14 protein-coding genes and 1 pseudogene are annotated in these 15,646 nt (G+C 38.2%); 2 read left to right on the top strand and 13 right to left on the bottom strand.

Annotated elements, in window-relative coordinates:
• Positions 1 to 9: 9 nt before the first annotated feature.
• From H5126_RS19850 to H5126_RS19805, 10 genes and pseudogenes are all read right to left on the bottom strand, one after another.
• On the bottom strand, positions 10 to 747 hold the full coding sequence (locus H5126_RS19850; RefSeq protein ID WP_182721123.1) for a DUF1365 domain-containing protein: 738 nt from the start codon (positions 745 to 747) through the stop codon (positions 10 to 12).
• Positions 740 to 1,996: an NAD(P)/FAD-dependent oxidoreductase gene (locus H5126_RS19845; protein ID WP_002962467.1), complete on the bottom strand. Its 1,257-nt coding sequence runs from the start codon at positions 1,994 to 1,996 to the stop codon at positions 740 to 742. The genes H5126_RS19850 and H5126_RS19845 overlap by 8 nt, the downstream gene beginning before the upstream one ends.
• A complete protein-coding gene (locus tag H5126_RS19840) occupies positions 1,993 to 2,703 on the bottom strand; it encodes an SDR family NAD(P)-dependent oxidoreductase (protein ID WP_024596920.1) in 711 nt (236 codons plus the stop codon). The genes H5126_RS19845 and H5126_RS19840 overlap by 4 nt, the downstream gene beginning before the upstream one ends.
• Before the next feature lie 2 nt (positions 2,704 to 2,705).
• Entirely contained in the window at positions 2,706 to 3,134 is a 429-nt protein-coding gene (locus H5126_RS19835; RefSeq protein WP_182721122.1) for a nuclear transport factor 2 family protein, read from the bottom strand.
• A gap of 1 nt (position 3,135) precedes the next feature.
• Positions 3,136 to 4,530 carry a deoxyribodipyrimidine photo-lyase gene (gene phrB, locus H5126_RS19830; protein WP_182721121.1) on the bottom strand — a complete coding sequence of 465 codons (1,395 nt, stop codon included), beginning with the start codon at positions 4,528 to 4,530 and terminating at the stop codon, positions 3,136 to 3,138.
• A complete protein-coding gene (locus H5126_RS19825) occupies positions 4,530 to 5,483 on the bottom strand; it encodes a DUF523 and DUF1722 domain-containing protein (RefSeq protein ID WP_002962461.1) in 954 nt (317 codons plus the stop codon). The genes phrB and H5126_RS19825 overlap by 1 nt, the downstream gene beginning before the upstream one ends.
• 8 nt (positions 5,484 to 5,491) lie before the next feature.
• Complete coding sequence (locus tag H5126_RS19820; RefSeq protein WP_002962459.1) at positions 5,492 to 6,172, bottom strand: ChrR family anti-sigma-E factor; 681 nt, start codon at positions 6,170 to 6,172, stop codon at positions 5,492 to 5,494.
• Positions 6,165 to 6,788 (bottom strand): sigma-70 family RNA polymerase sigma factor, encoded by a 624-nt coding sequence (locus tag H5126_RS19815; protein ID WP_002962457.1) that lies wholly within the window; start codon positions 6,786 to 6,788, stop codon positions 6,165 to 6,167. Before H5126_RS19815 ends, H5126_RS19820 begins: the two co-directional genes overlap by 8 nt.
• A 68-nt stretch (positions 6,789 to 6,856) precedes the next feature.
• Positions 6,857 to 7,435, bottom strand: coding sequence for an LON peptidase substrate-binding domain-containing protein (locus H5126_RS19810; RefSeq protein WP_024596915.1), 579 nt, complete (start codon positions 7,433 to 7,435; stop codon positions 6,857 to 6,859).
• Positions 7,436 to 7,670: 235 nt separating this feature from the next.
• Positions 7,671 to 7,943, bottom strand: a pseudogene (locus H5126_RS19805) (hypothetical protein).
• 298 nt (positions 7,944 to 8,241) lie between these two features.
• Here H5126_RS19805 and H5126_RS19800 point away from each other — a divergent pair.
• Positions 8,242 to 9,933, top strand: coding sequence for an alkaline phosphatase (locus tag H5126_RS19800; protein WP_182721120.1), 1,692 nt, complete (start codon positions 8,242 to 8,244; stop codon positions 9,931 to 9,933).
• Positions 9,934 to 9,993: 60 nt separating this feature from the next.
• Here H5126_RS19800 and H5126_RS19795 read toward each other — a convergent pair whose 3' ends face one another.
• The 3 genes from H5126_RS19795 to H5126_RS19785 form a co-directional block, all read right to left on the bottom strand.
• On the bottom strand, positions 9,994 to 11,472 hold the full coding sequence (locus H5126_RS19795; RefSeq protein ID WP_182721119.1) for a cellulase family glycosylhydrolase: 1,479 nt from the start codon (positions 11,470 to 11,472) through the stop codon (positions 9,994 to 9,996).
• Positions 11,473 to 11,851: 379 nt separating this feature from the next.
• A complete protein-coding gene (locus H5126_RS19790) occupies positions 11,852 to 12,202 on the bottom strand; it encodes a hypothetical protein (RefSeq protein WP_182721118.1) in 351 nt (116 codons plus the stop codon).
• An 88-nt stretch (positions 12,203 to 12,290) separates the two neighbouring features.
• Entirely contained in the window at positions 12,291 to 14,642 is a 2,352-nt protein-coding gene (locus H5126_RS19785; RefSeq protein WP_182721117.1) for a TonB-dependent receptor, read from the bottom strand.
• A 219-nt stretch (positions 14,643 to 14,861) separates the two neighbouring features.
• On the opposite strand from H5126_RS19785, the gene H5126_RS19780 reads away from it, so the two are divergent.
• Positions 14,862 to 15,491, top strand: coding sequence for a hemolysin III family protein (locus H5126_RS19780; RefSeq protein WP_182721116.1), 630 nt, complete (start codon positions 14,862 to 14,864; stop codon positions 15,489 to 15,491).
• Positions 15,492 to 15,646 lie beyond the last annotated feature (155 nt).

Genomic DNA, 15,646 nt, shown 5'->3' with positions numbered 1-15,646 from the left:
CTATGTGCTTTATGGCTTGCCTGAGTGACCTAAAAAAGGAACTCGTTTTATAAACAACTTTAACGCTTGATAATAAATACCTTTGAAAATAGACCATGTCATGGCCGGAAAACGTTTAAATAACTTATTAACTTCTTCTTTAGTAAGTTCTTTACGCTTTAAGCGAAGTGTAGCATCAAATAATAGCTCTTCATTTCGCTTATTTTCAATGTGTATCAATGTTTTATCAGGCGATTGCTTAACATGCCAATGATAGTTCATATCTAGATTCATAAAAGGTGATACGGAAAAAACCTTTTTAAAGTTCACTTTTTTTTCTAAAGGTACTAAATAATAATGACGTTCGTTCCATGGTGTATTACTTACTTCAGCAATCATGCATTTAAAACAGGTGTCGTTATGACCAAAAAAGTAAAAATTAACAGGACTAAAATATACACCAAAACAACGAAGTTGCCCAAGCATGTAAATATGAGTAAAGGTTTCAGTAATACCTAAATTGGCAAGTTGTTCGTGTGCACGCTCAATAAGAGGACGTTTAGCAAGCTGTGAGGTGCCTTTAAGATAATCAGCTTCATTAAACTTTAACGCCTTTAAGCCTGACGTACCTATGTGTTTATGCACACCATTTAGTTGTTGAGGATTATTTAAATCTACCCACATCATATATAAAGGGTAACTAAAGCGATGTTCTTTAACAGCAAAACGGCGATGTTTAACATCGCCTAAATACACTGCACTAGTCAAATTCGACCCCAAGTTGCTTGGCTACATCTACACCACTGTGTACGCCATCTTCATGAAAACCATTGTACCAATAAGCGCCACAAAAATAACTATTGTTGTGTCCGTCAATACTGTGTTTAAGTTTTTGAGCCGCAATAGACTCTTGGTTAAATACAGGGTGGTGATAAGTAAACTCGCGCAAAATTTTACTTTGGCTTATTCCTTCAAGATGGTTAAGCGTTACACAGAACTGCGTATCTGATTGTATACCTTGCAAAATATTCATTTGGTAAGTAACAACTGCGGCTTTATCAGTGTTGTTGTTAAGTAGGTAGTTCCAGCTCGCCCATGCCGCTTTTCTATCTGGTAAAAGGTTTGTATCGGTGTGCAACACCACTGAGTTCTCAGTGTAAGCTATTGCACCCAATACTGACTTTTCTTGCTCAGTAGCATCACCCAGTAGTGCAAGCGCCTGATCTGAATGACAAGCAAATATTACTTTATCAAATTTACTTTGCTCACCATTGGCAAACTCTATTGTTACTTCATCATTTTGACGCGTAACTGATTTAATATTTGTATTGAGGTTAATTTTGTCGGCAAAACCTCTGATCAGCGGCTTAATGTACTGACGAGAGCCTCCTGGTACTACATACCACTGTGGTCTATTGGTTACATCTAAAAGCCCGTGATTAAAGAAAAACTTAACAAAAAACTCAACGCCTACGTTTTCCATTTCTTTAATACTGGTAGACCAAATAGCCGCGCCCATAGGAAGAATATAATGGTATTTAAAAAAGTCATTAAACTGGTTATCGTTAAGCAATTGCCCTAATGACTGATCAGACTGGTAATCACCTTTTTCATGCATTGCTTTGCACAGTTTGTTAAACCTAACAATGTCGTACAATAATCGCCAAAACTTAGGTCTAAAAATATTACGACGCTGTGCAAATAAGCTTGTAAACGTATGTCCATTGTATTCAAAACCAGTGGCTTCGTTATGCACACTAAAGCTCATCTGGGTTGTTTGTTTATCAATACCAATGCGCGAAAGTAGCTTTTCAAAATATGGGTAAGTTCGGTCATTAAATACAATAAAGCCTGTATCTATTGCGTATTTGATGCCACACACATCAACATCAACCGTTGCTGTGTGGCCACCTATGTAATCATTTTTTTCAAATACGGTTACATCGTAATGTTTGTGAAGCAAATGCCCACATGTTAAACCAGATACACCAGTTCCTATTATTGCTATTTTTTTCAACGGGCTAATCCTTTTGCGATTTTAAGCCAAATCGGCAGTGGTAAAATGCGTAAAGCTTTTAATATAAGTGTAAAACGATAAGGGAAATGAACGTCTTTGCGGCGTTTTTGAATACCCTTAATCATGTAGTCAGCTGCTTTTTCAGCAGTAACGGCCATAGGCATCGGGAAATCATTTTTATTAGTAAGTGGCGTTTTTACAAACCCAGGATGAACTAAAGTCACATCAACATCATTTAAATCAACCGCTAAGCTTTTTGCTAAGTAACTTACACCCGCTTTTGATGCGCCATAAGCTTCTGAACGAGGTAGCGCAAGGTAAGTAACACTTGAGCTGACCAAAACAAGTTGGCCGCCTGGATTTATTTTAGGAAGTAACGCCTCAAGGCAATATCCCATAGAAAGTAAGTTAACGTTTATTACACGCTCAAACAACGCGCTATCAAAGTTGCGCGCATCATCTATATATTCACAATTACCAGCGTTTAAAATAACACGGTCAAAATGAGGAAAGCCAACTGTCGACTCTTTTATATCTTGCAGGTTAGTTGCATCAAATTTACATGCTTGGATATTGTCGTATTTAGCAAGCTCGGCGAGCTTATCACTATTACGGCCGCAAGCTATAACAGTGTCTCCTAGCTGTGCATACTTAATTGCTAGCTGCTCGCCAATACCTGATGTAGCACCCGTTATAAGTGTGATCATAATTAACCTGCCCTTTTATCAATTAGCTTTATAACGCTACCAAGTAAAGGAATGTGTTTGTATAACAACTCGCCCACATTAAAGTAGTCTCTGTGCTTAATAATTTTGCCATCTTTAAAAATAAGCTTACTATGACCGGCTACCGAGATAGTTTTACCTGATGAAAGCTTTGGATGTGCATAATGCATAGTCCAATAAATAAAAGCATTGTTACCGCTATTAAACGAATCACTAATATCAAACTGGCAATGCTTAACATTGCTGTATAAGTTAGCAAAGTACCTGCGCAATTCTACAATGCCGTTAATTTCATGCATCGGGTCTATAAACTGTATGTTGTCACAGTAAATATCACTCAATAAATCAAGATTAGTGCTATCAAGCTGTTGGTATATTTCAACAAATTTATCTACTGGTAACTGGTTATCCATATCACACCTTAAATGCAGCAAGTGCACGTTCTCGTGCCGCTTTATGATCAACTATTGCTGGCCAGTAACATTCCTTATCTTTGCCTGTTGCGGCTAAATAAGTGTGTGGAAAATGAATGTGTTTATCTGGCACGTTTTCAAGCTCTGGCAAATACTTACGGATAAACTTGCCCGTTGGATCAAAGCGCTCGCTTTGTCTGATAGGATTAAAAACTCTAAAATAAGGCTGAGCATCACAGCCCGTACTTGCAGCCCACTGCCAACCACCATTATTTGAGGCTAAATCGCCATCAATTAAGTGCTGCATGAAAAAGCGTTCACCTTTACGCCAGTCTATTAATAAATGTTTAGTTAAAAAGCTTGCAACAACCATTCGTAAACGATTATGCATCCAACCGGTTTGCTTAAGTTGTAGCATTGCTGCATCCACTAATGGGTAACCTGTACGCCCTTCGCACCATGCTTTAAAATCGCTTTCGCTTTTACGCCACACTACAGCATTATACTTTTCGTTAAAGTTATCGCCGCGCGAAAGCTTCGGAAATTCAGCAATTAAATGCCTGTAAAATTCGCGCCAAACAAGCTCGTTAATCCACGTAAACGTTTTACTTTTTGATGTAGTTAAAATATCAGGATAACGCTGCTGAATATTAATAAGCAGTTGCTTTGTGCTTACAATACCTAGTGCTAAATACGGGCTTAAACCCGATGTGCCTTTTACACTGGGAATATCACGCTGGTCGTCGTAACTTGTAAGTTTGTCGCATATAAAATTATCAACTACCGTAGAGAGTGTTTCGTCGTCAACCGGCCACTTATCTGAGCACCCATCACTTTTTAGTAAATCACTCTCGTCAAACTCAATAGGGTCAGAAGTTAAAGGCCATTGTGGCAAACTAAAGTGTGTATCTTGATACTGCTTTAACCATGCACGTTTAAATGGAGTAAACACTTTATACATTTCATTACTTTGATTTTTGACCGTTCCAACAGGTGCAATTAAATCACCTTCGTACAAAGTAAAAGTAATAGAAAGCTCATCGCATTCGTGCAAAATTGCTTTATCGCGGTTTACTTCATTAAGCTCATATTCTGTATTAGCAATTACGTGTTTTACATCGTTTGCTTTACAAAAGTTAATAAGCTCGCGCGTACAATCACAAAAGCTAGGCGCTTCAATAATATGTAAAGTAATACCGTAATCAGCAAGTTGTGATTGAAGATAAGTAACTCGGCGCTTGAGTAAGTCAATCTGAATAGGCGCAGCTTGGTGTTGTTGCCACTGCTTTTCAGACACAAAAAAAATGGCGTGTTTAGCGCCATTATTTAGCGCTTGGATTAACGCTTCATTAGAAAAAAGGCGCAAATCGCGCCTAAACCAAAATAATGTATCCATTAAATACCAAATCGTAATTTTAAATCGTGAGGGTATGGGTTAAAAAACACCTGTTTTTCAAGGTACTCATTCGGATGAACTTTCAAATGATGTTTTAACAAGGTAAGTGGTACATACAATGGCACCAATCCTTCGCGGTATTCGTCTATGGCATCACGAAGTTCTTGTTTTTCAACCTTTGATAAATCATTTTTAAAGTAGCCTTGTAAATGCATTAGGGTGTTGCAATTATTTCTGCGAGAAGCTGGCTTTTTCAGACCCGTCATCAAACCTAAAATATATTCATCAGCAACTGCATTTATATCATCACCTACGAACGTTCCAAGAAGATTACCCAAATCTCGATAAGCTTGGTAATTATGAGCCATCAACAAATACTTATACTGAGAATGAAATTGAGTAAGCTTGTGAACCGTTAGTGGTTCTTGTACTAACTTTTGCCAATTTTTAAATACGTAAATTCTCATTACAAAGTTTTCACGTAAATGCATGTCATTTAAGCGACCGTTTTCTTCACATGGCAATAATGGGTTGTGCTTCATTATTTGCTCAGCAAAAAAACCAATGCCTTCAGAGGTATTACCCGTGCCTGCTTCGTTGTATATTTTAATGCGCTCCATGCCGCAGCTTGGACTTTTAGCGCAAAATACAAACCCGCTCAACTCTTTAGCTTGTTCTGTTGCAACTTTTTTACCATACTCGGTAAGTTGTTGACCTACATCTCCAGTGCCATCTGGGCGACATACTTTAATAGTATCTCCCACTTTAACTTGGCGAATAGTTGGTCGAGGTATTGGTAAACCTACCGCTACCTCCGGACAAAACCGTGTATATTCAACGTGTTTACCTAACTCATCCATACAGAAATTTGACTTTTTATGACCTGTGTCAAATCTAACTTTTTCGCCTGCTAAGCAGGCGCTTATACCTATTTTTATTATATCTGTGTGCATAAATTCTCTTAGTAAATCAAATTACCTATTGGATTTAGTAACTTGCTGAAGCCCTTATTAAAATGTAGCGCACTACTGACAACTGTAAAGCACAAACAACCATCTTTTGTTAAAGGAGTATGTTGGTGACTACCATCTTGCCATATAAAGTCACCTGGGACATATTTTCCTTCTTCATCACTAAACTCGCCATCTAGGAGTAAAGTAACTTCAAAGCCAGTGTGCGTGTGTTCTGGTATTTCACCACCAGCATCAATATGTAACAAGCTAGAACGTAATGGGCCATCATCAAGTGCAATACGAGATCTCGCAAGCTTACCCACTTGGGTAAATTTACTGTGAGAAATACGCGTTAGCGCACGTGGAAGCTGATAGTTATGCTCATTAACTTTAATAGAAACAGGCTCTACTTCATAAACTTCGTCGATAGAATCATCAGATGTGATCATATCAAGCACATTCAATTCAAATTCTTCAAGTAACTCAGGTTGCTCAGCTTGAGGTTTCTCATATTGCGCTGGCTCTTCGCTAAATAATGCGTTTGCATTGCTTGCCTCAATTTTAGCTACTTTAGCTTGGCACACAGGGCACATATCTACATGTATAGAAACGGCTAAACTCAATGATGTAGCAAGTGATGCATCGCAATACTGTGTCAGTAAAGTTTCACTCGGGTGATGTTTAATCATGCTGATCTCCCATTTCATTACGTAATTTTTGCAAGGCCAAACGTAATCGTGATTTTACCGTGCCTACTGGAATATTAAGTTGATGTGCAAGTTGCTCTTGCGACATGTCTTGAAAATAAACGCCTCTTACCACTTCGCGTTGAGCAATAGGTAATTTGTCTAAATAACGTTTAATTTGTTTATCTTCTAAATGATCACTGTATTCGTGATGTGTATCTTGTGATTCGTTTAATAACGGCCAAATATCTTCGCTTATGTTTTCTTCTTTATTACTTTTCATTTTACGAAGCATATCGAATGAAGCGTTACGCATAACGGTATAAACCCAAGTAGTAGCCGCACCTTTATCACTGTGATACAAATGTGCTTTACGCCAAACAGATGTTAACGTCTCTTGCACAAGCTCCATTGCTTGAGCTTCAACACCAAATTGCTTAATTCCAAAGCGTTTAATTTTTGGCGCAAAGTATTCAAATAAATAGGAAAATGCTTTTTTATCGCGTGACTGTGCAACATCTATAAGCGCTTGCATGAGTTCTTTACTCGGCGTTTCTGGCATGGCAGTGTACTTACCTGTATTAGGTTCACAACGTGGTGATTGTTGTTGACTTACCATAATAATTTATCCCGTTATTGCTTTTGTATTAAGTAATACGGGCAATAATTAATTTAGGATCATAAAATTTAGGCAAATTCGTTATTAATCACAGTATGGAGGAAATTCAGTAAGTTATCAAAGTTCGTTTCAAACGCAAGTTGCTGTTTTTTCTCAATAGAAATAGGTAGGAGCTCAAGCCAACGGGCTGCAATCCAAGGCAGTTTGTCAAAGTGAGTTTTTTTGTACAGTAAATTAAGTTCCGGATTACTTTTAAACACGTTTAAAAGCGCATCATGCAATAAGTCATGTTCGCCAACTGAGTTGTTAGAATCCTTATACCAATATGGCGTATTACAAGAAGACACCAAACCATGTCGCAGTTCGTCCTCGTCTTGATAAACGTCATTTATTTGAACGCTTTGAGAAGCAAACACATCGATTAATAATACATCGTTGTCGTCTTGGTCAAAATCAATAATATCAACAAGGCAACCTTGCGCGCTTATATTAAATGGCGTGTCGTGCTCAAATGTACAAAGCACAAACCCTGTATTGTTTTTTAATGCGGTTTTAACCATATTTAAATAGCGAGGCTCAAATATGCGTAATCGCGTATAGCCTTCAGGTAACATAAAAATGGGTAATGGAAAAATCGCACGTTTCATAAAGTCTACTTCTTTCAAACACTCTGCCTTTATTTACGTGCGCTTTTGCTAAGTCGATCAGCTTTGTATGAATCGAATTAATTACCAGCTATATAATTGGCTAAAGATTAAACCAACCTCCCATAGCTTTAAACACTTGAACCGAGTAATAAGCGCTAATCATACTGACTACGGGTGCTAACATTAATGCAAACAATCCAAGTTCACTGCTCATCGTTTTAATCCTTTAAATAATTTATTTTACGTTTTTTATACTAGTGTCAGTATTTTTAAGCGTTGTGCTATGTGTTAAAACGGGCTCATCTAATAAACCCTCTAAAACAGTTTTAGCATCAAAATAAAGCGTTTCCTTTAGTGATTTTTCAAGCTCGATTGTGGTTTGCTTTACTTAGCTTGCTACACTTTGAGTTAATATATCAGTTACATCTAGGTCCACTTCTGTTGCATGTACTTGCGCAGAACCTAATACTAATAAACTTGCCATAGCGATTTTAATTGAATGTTTCATAATGGTATTCCTTGTTTGTGTATTGTTTAGACGTAGTTACATACTCAAGGGTTGTGCCAACATAAAAATAAATCGTAAGCAACTGTAATTAAACAATTTTACATGCATCTCTTTAATTTAAAAAATTCATACCTTGTTAATTTAACCATTTAATTTAATTTTTTGACTACTTTTTAGTTAATAAATAAAAGGGTTTAAATGTATTAATACCGTCACACTAAATACATTTAGCGTTTATAAAAACGTCATATCTACCCGCTAAAGTGCACACCACTATAAATAATTCAAAAAGTGCAGTATGACCCTTTCATCACGTCGAAATTTCTTAAAAACCTCAGCAGCAAGCATATTTACCGTCGCAGTATCGAGTGCCATTACAGGTTGTGCTCAAACATTAACAAACAAACCACTATCGGCTATTGAATTTAAACACGGTGTAGCCAGTGGCGATCCGCTCAGTAATGCTTTAATAATTTGGACACGTGCAACTACTTCTCAATCAAATTTTGAAGTTACTGCTGCTTGGGAACTGGCAAGTGACTCTCAATTTAAAAACATCATCCGCAGCGGGCGCGAACAAACAGATAAAAGCAGAGACTTTACAATAAAAATAGATGTGCAAGAACTTGCTCCAAACACAGAGTACTTTTATCGGTTTATGGGTTTAAATACACAAAGCCCAATTGGCCGTGCTAAAACACTACCAATAAATAACATTGAACAAGTAAAAATGGCTGTTGTGTCGTGCTCAAACTATCCTGCTGGGTACTTTAATGCCTACACCGATGCCGCTAAACAAAAAGATTTAGATGTGGTACTGCATTTGGGAGATTACATTTACGAATACCCAATGGGCGGATACGCTACCGAAAATGCTGAAAAAATTGGCCGCCAATTAGCAGCCGATAACAGTGGTGAAATTATTACCCTTAGCGACTATCGTAAGCGCTATGCTATTTACAGAACAGACCAAGGCCTTCAAGCTCTTCACGCTGCAGCGCCTTTTATTGCAATATGGGATGATCACGAAGTTACCAACGATACCTATAAAAGTGGTGCTGAAAATCATACCCCTGATGAAGGTGACTTTTTTAAGCGCCGTGCAGCAGCTATTCAAGCCTATTACGAATGGCTGCCAATTAGGCCGCCAATGGGCGAACAAAGCCCGCAAATATACCGCACCTTTGATTTTGGTAATTTAATAAGCTTACACATGCTAGATACTCGCGTAATAGCACGCGATAAACAACTCGCTTACAGCGACTATAAAAACCTAGAGACCAAACAAGTGGATGTTGCGCGCTTTGCCAGTGATTTAAATAATCCAAGTAGGCAGTTACTAGGTAACACACAACTAAACTGGCTCACCAGTGCAATAACTAAATCAAATGCAAAATGGCAAGTATTGGGCCAGCAAGTATTGATGACTAAAATGTGGCTACCTACTGAAATATTCTCGCAATCCGATCGCACTAAAATACCGCAGGTGTTAAAAGAGCTTGTTGCCATTAAAAAAGCCGTTTTAGCTAATAAAGCGGTAACACCCGAGCAACTCGCACGCGTAAATACTTTAATGCCTTACAATTTAGATGCGTGGGATGGTTACCCAAGCGAGCGCGAAGCATTATACAAAAGCGTTACTGCATTAAATAAAAAGCTAGTTGTAGTTGCAGGTGATACGCACAATGCGTGGCATGGCACATTAAAAAATGCAAAAGGCGAAAGCGTAGGAGTAGAGTTTGCAACACCAGGTGTTACATCCCCGGGTATGGAGCATTATTTAGCGCTTAATACAGCACAAGCAAAGCAAATGGCTGACTCGCTTTCATTGCTAATAAACGACTTAAACTATTGTGACTTATCACACCGTGGATATATGTTACTGACGATTACTAAAGAGCAAATCACAACCGATTGGCGCTATATAGATAACATAAACTCCCCAAGCTATAACATCATTAATCAACACCAAAGTGTTTATAAAGGCTAATACTTTTAAAAAGAAGGTAAATGTATTATTTACCTTCTTCGCATATTTTATTTAACGCGTTTAACTACAGCTATAGATAAGCGTCCACGAAGCATCACTTCCTGGAAGGCTATTTGTATACCAATTTGCGCTGTATGCATTGCCTTGATATTGCATTTTATCGTCGGTGTTATTGTGAGTAAACGGACCACCTGAGTAATCTTTGTTCACCCAATTAGGGTATGTATTAATGCCATTACAAACGGTTGAACTTACAACACTGCATCCATTTGTATCTACACTTGTACCAACGGGTGTATCTGGGCACTGATCAATATCATCATTCACACCATCGTTATCCACATCGCTTTGTGGTTCAACTACTTCAACAACACAGCCTACATTATTAACAGTTTCATCTGCAGGTGTATTAGGGCATTGATCAACACTATCGCTAATACCATCACCATCGCTGTCAGTTACTGCACAACCAATACTATCAACCGTTGTACCTGCGGGAGTGTTATCGCACTGATCGTTACTATCACTTATACCATCGCAATCAGAGTCTAAAGCAACCGTACTACCACCCCAACCTTGAATGATCTCTTTAACTTTAGTGCCTGATGCGGTTAGTGAATTCCAACTACCGCCTGGAGTAAATAACGAAGCACCTTCGTTTTTATCGTTTAAAGCCCAGTTAGCGTGGCTAATATTGTTTGTTTTAAAAAATGCCATCCATGCATCGGTTTCATTAATATTAACACCACCATTGCCATCAGCATTAACTGTTCCCCACTCTGTGGCGAATAGTGCAATACCGTTATCGAGTGCAGTTTGTGCTTTATTTCGATACGATTGACCATGCGTGCCAGCATAAAAATGCAGAGTGTAAGCAATATTGGCGCGATCTATCGGATTTTGTGATGCCACATCCACATCTTGCGACCACGTAGGCGTACCAACCACAATTAAGTTATCAGGGTCGATTGCTCTAATTTTATCAATAACTGTTTCTGCGTAAGGCTTAATATCGTTAGCCCACGAGATTTGTAACGGCTCATTATAAATTTCATAAATAACATTGTCGTACTGCCCATATTTAGTAGCTACGTCTTCAAAAAAGCGAATTGCAGTTGCTTGATCGGTATGTGCTTCATGGCTATGAAAATCAATAATAACGTACATATCTTCGCTAATAGCTGCGTTTACAACAGTATCAAGACGGCTCATATTGCCCTCCCAATCAAAGTTCAAACTACCACCGGTACTCGTACCATGGCCAATAGCTGCACGAATTAATGTTGAATTAAATTCAGTTTTTGCCTTTGCTACTGTTTGTGCTGTATAAAACTTTTCAGCGCCCCACCCCGTATTACTCCAAAATAGGCTAGGTCCTGCAAAGCTTGTGTTATCTCCACCTGCAAGAATTTGATTCCCACTCACCGTTAACTTCTCAACAGCGGCATTGGCCATGGTTGAGCATCCTAATAATAAAGCTAACGATAAGCTCGCCACTTTAAAATCCTTTCTTTTATGATTATTTGAACTGTTATTCATCGTATTTCCTTAAATTGAAATTATCAGTCGTCATTGCTTGATGTAATAAATTGACACAAAACCAATACTTAACAGTTAAACAAAGTTAATTTGGCGAGTAAAAAGTATCATTTATTAACATTAAATGAATAAAAAGGAACAAGGAGAAGGGTTTTAATTAACTAAGTATCAACAAGTGAGCAATTTAACGAGGTTTGAGGATTTTACTGGGTATATACAGGTATTTACACGATGTTTACATGGTGCAGGCAAAAATCTCGGTTACAAAAAATATGTATAAAAATGGAAAAAGCGGTAATAATTATTACCGCCATCAATAATAGCTAAATATCAGAGTAAATATTAATAAGCCAACCAAACCGAGTTCTGATTAAGTCGCTTATTTTTTAGTGGGTTGCGCTTTTCTGCCCAAACGGTATGCATCTATCATGCTCAGCACCCAAATTATAATCATTAAAGGTACATACTTATATTCAGCGAGTTGAGCGCAGGCGTTAGATGGTTGTTGCGCGGCTTTTAAAATGGCCGTAACCGACATGGGTATTTTTCCGTTTACAATTTCATTTGCAGTACACTGTGCAATCGCAAATATATCTTGAAAGGTTAAAATTAAAAGAACAGAGAATACACCCGCAAAAATAGCGCCTATAAGGTGTTTTCTTAAAGAAAAATGCCCCGCTCCAGGATAAACAATGGCGGTAAGTAAAGCAGCTTTTAGATCTTGTTTCATTTTTACCTAATATAAATTCACTTTAACGTGATCACATAAAAAAGCCACTTTGCAGTGGCTCAATTAAAATATCAAGTAGTTAAATGTATTATTGTCCGCCAAACCCGAGAGTTAACTCAATACCAACAAAGCGAGGTGCCCCTGCAACAAATGTTGGGTTGCCAAATCCCCCTCCAGTATTACCTGCATCAACTAAATACTCTTTATCTAATAAGTTACTGGCAAATACACTAACGGCCCAATCATCATCACTTGCAATTCCTAAGCGCGCACTGACTAATCCAAGCCCAGGTTGGCTAATATCTAAGCCTGATATTGGCGCATTTGCTGGCTCAAAATACACTTCAGAGCGGTAGCTATATATTAAAGAGCTCGTTAAATTAAGTGAGTTCGACAATTCTGTTGAATAAAACAGCCCCGTACTAAACGTCCACTCTGGTTGTAATCTAAATTTATTGCCTGCGAGGTTACCGTTATTACTATCATCATCTATTTCAGCATCAAGGTAAGCCGCATTGGCAAATACCTCAAACTCATTATTAATTAACGCCCTTACTTCAGCCTCTGCGCCAACATTAGTGGCAGAGCCCGCATCTGCAGAAAACGCAACGCCTTCATCATCCTGTAACGTAACCTGAAAGTTAGAGTAATCTTGATAAAATACAGCGACAGAGTAATCTAAACGCCCGTCAAGCGCTTTGCCTTTAATGCCGGTTTCGTAGTTCCAAATAATTTCCGCTGGAACTTCTGATATAGAGGCTTCGACATTCCCTTGTTCGTTGTTAGCCGAACTCACTTCTAGTACTTCCGAACGACGCCCTTTTGAAATAGTCGCATACATATTTGTAGTAGGGTTTATTATATAAAGCGCATTAAAACGTGGCAGCCAATCATCATAATCAGCATCGCCATAGAATGTTTCACCATTTGTATCAACCGTAAACAATGGTGCTTTTGTTAAAACACTATTGGGTGCAGCAGAGCTATAGCCACTGCGCTTTTCTTCTTTTATATAACGAAGACCCGCTGTTAACTCTAGTGCCTCAGTTGCAGCATAAGTTACATCAGCAAACGCTGAGTACGCTTTGTTTTCACCATAGTTTGTAAACTCTAGTGAATATGGCAACTCGTTTACTACACCACCTGTTAATACTGGCGTTAAAATATTAACGCTACCATCATTATTAATACAAGGAACACCTGAACCCAATACGCCTAAGCAATTTAAAAATATAGACTCCTCTGTACTAAATGGAATACGCTGGCTACCATCTTCTTCAAAGTAACTCACACCAAAAATACTAGTGAACTTATTCTGCGTATAAACAGCGCGTAATTCTTGGCTAAATTGGTCGCCCTCAGCAGCTTCAGCAAATTCTAAAAACCATGCTTGCGTACCATCAGCATCAAACACTTCTAAAGAATCAAAATTACGCCCTGCAGTAATTGAGGTGATTGTTAAATCGTTACTTACATCCCAATTTACAGTCAAATTTAAATCGTTAACTGTGCGCTCCACACCTAAGTCTTTTTTTCCAAACACAGACTCTGCATACGGACTACCTGGCATTTCAACAAAGCTATATGGACTTGTATCACCACCGGTGGGTGCATAAAGCCCATTTTTAAAAGATGTACCCGAGTCATCATTTTTTTCATACGTATACACCAAATCAATCGTTACATCGTCACTAGGTGTAATACGTAAAGACGGACGATAAGAAAAACGCTCAATAGCATGCATGTCATCTTGCTTAAACCCAGCCGGATTTTGGGAGTTACTATCTCCTGCAATATTTTTTATAAACCCATCACGTTCACGATAAGTAAAAGCAACACGGCCTTGCAATAAATCATTGCCACCCGTTACAAAGCCACTAGCACCTTTGGCTGAGTAATTACCAACGGATGCTTTTAATTGAGCCGAAAAATCTTTTTCTGGTTTACGTGTTGCTACACTAATAGCACCTACAGAAGCTGCTGTTCCAAACAGTGTCGCTTGTGGTCCCTTAACAACTTCAATCCCTTCTACATCAAAAAGCTCAAAGTATGAGCCACGAGAGCGTGATACATCTGCTCCGTTATAATAAATAGACACACGAGGGGATGATTGAGACGACCCACTATCAGACGTAATACCACGAATTACAAAACCCGGGTTGTTAGGGCTTTGCTCTTGAATAACAAGCCCTGGTGTTATTTCAGATAAAGTATCTAGTTCGCCAATACCTAAGCTTTCTAAAAAGTCGCCATCGTAGGCACTTATTGTTACGGGCACATCTTGTATTGATTGCGCACGCTTTTGAGCAACAACCACTATTTCATCAAGTTCTTTATTTATGGTTTGATCTGCAAAACTATTTGTTGATGTAACGCAAATCATCGCCACAGACAATTTAGTAAGTTTAAGAAAAGGCCGTGTTGTTAATTTATTTCTCATGTTTTTCACTGTTCGTCCGGTTAATTGTTTTTAGGAATTACCAGTAATCTAACGAACTATTACGACTTTTTTACGTCTTATTAATTACGCATTGGTTAAATTGATGTTTCAACTTTATGAAAAACAATAAATTATTGTATTCATATAAAAATTATAATATTGAAAAACTCAGCGTACACTTGTACACTAAAATTCATTCAAATAGTGGTAGGATCTGTCATGTCGTTAGAAGCGCCCTATTCTAAAAAAGAAGAACAACTAAACGTAATCAGCCATGCACTCGGTATTATATTTGCCGCATTTGTTATGTGGGATTTATTTAGCCTAGCCACCAGCACTAAAGCATATATTAGTACTGCAATTTACGGCAGCAGCCTATTTGTGCTGTTTTTGTCGTCCACTTTGTACCACGCCAGTATTCAACCGCGCTTAAGAGCCTTTTATAAAAAGTGCGATCACTGCGCCATATACTTATTAATTGCCGGCACCTACACTCCCTTTTTATTAATCTCATTAACCGGTGCTTGGTCATGGGCCACACTTACATTTATTTGGGCGGTGGCACTAGCAGGCGTTGCGTACAAAGTATTTGTAAAAAACGGTAATAAAAAAATATCACTCGCCACCTACTTGCTTATGGGTTGGTTTGCACTGGCTATTGTATACCCGCTTTATTCAAGTGTTGATGTAAAAGCACTTTACTGGCTACTTGCCGGCGGCATTTTTTATAGTTTAGGTACATTATTTTACAGCGCTAAAAGTACCCAATTTAGCCACGCAATTTGGCACTTATTTGTTATTGCTGGGTGTGTTTGTCATTATATTTCAATTAGCCATTACGTTTATTGAGCTTGTATAGCCAATTAGAATGGTCTGGTTTGAGCGAACAGCGGTCATTGGAAAAGTTAAATTTATTCTAGTGCTTTGAGTAGAAATCTAATTTTGTCCAATAACATTATTAAACGCCGTTTTGGTGTGTTATAAGCTGTTAGTAAGACACGAAT

The sequence above is a fragment of the Pseudoalteromonas sp. SG45-3 genome, assembly GCF_014164075.1.
GTDB lineage: Bacteria > Pseudomonadota > Gammaproteobacteria > Enterobacterales > Alteromonadaceae > Pseudoalteromonas > Pseudoalteromonas distincta.
The sequence above is the reverse complement of the archived record's forward strand: the minus strand, read 5'-3'. Positions and strand labels throughout refer to the sequence as shown.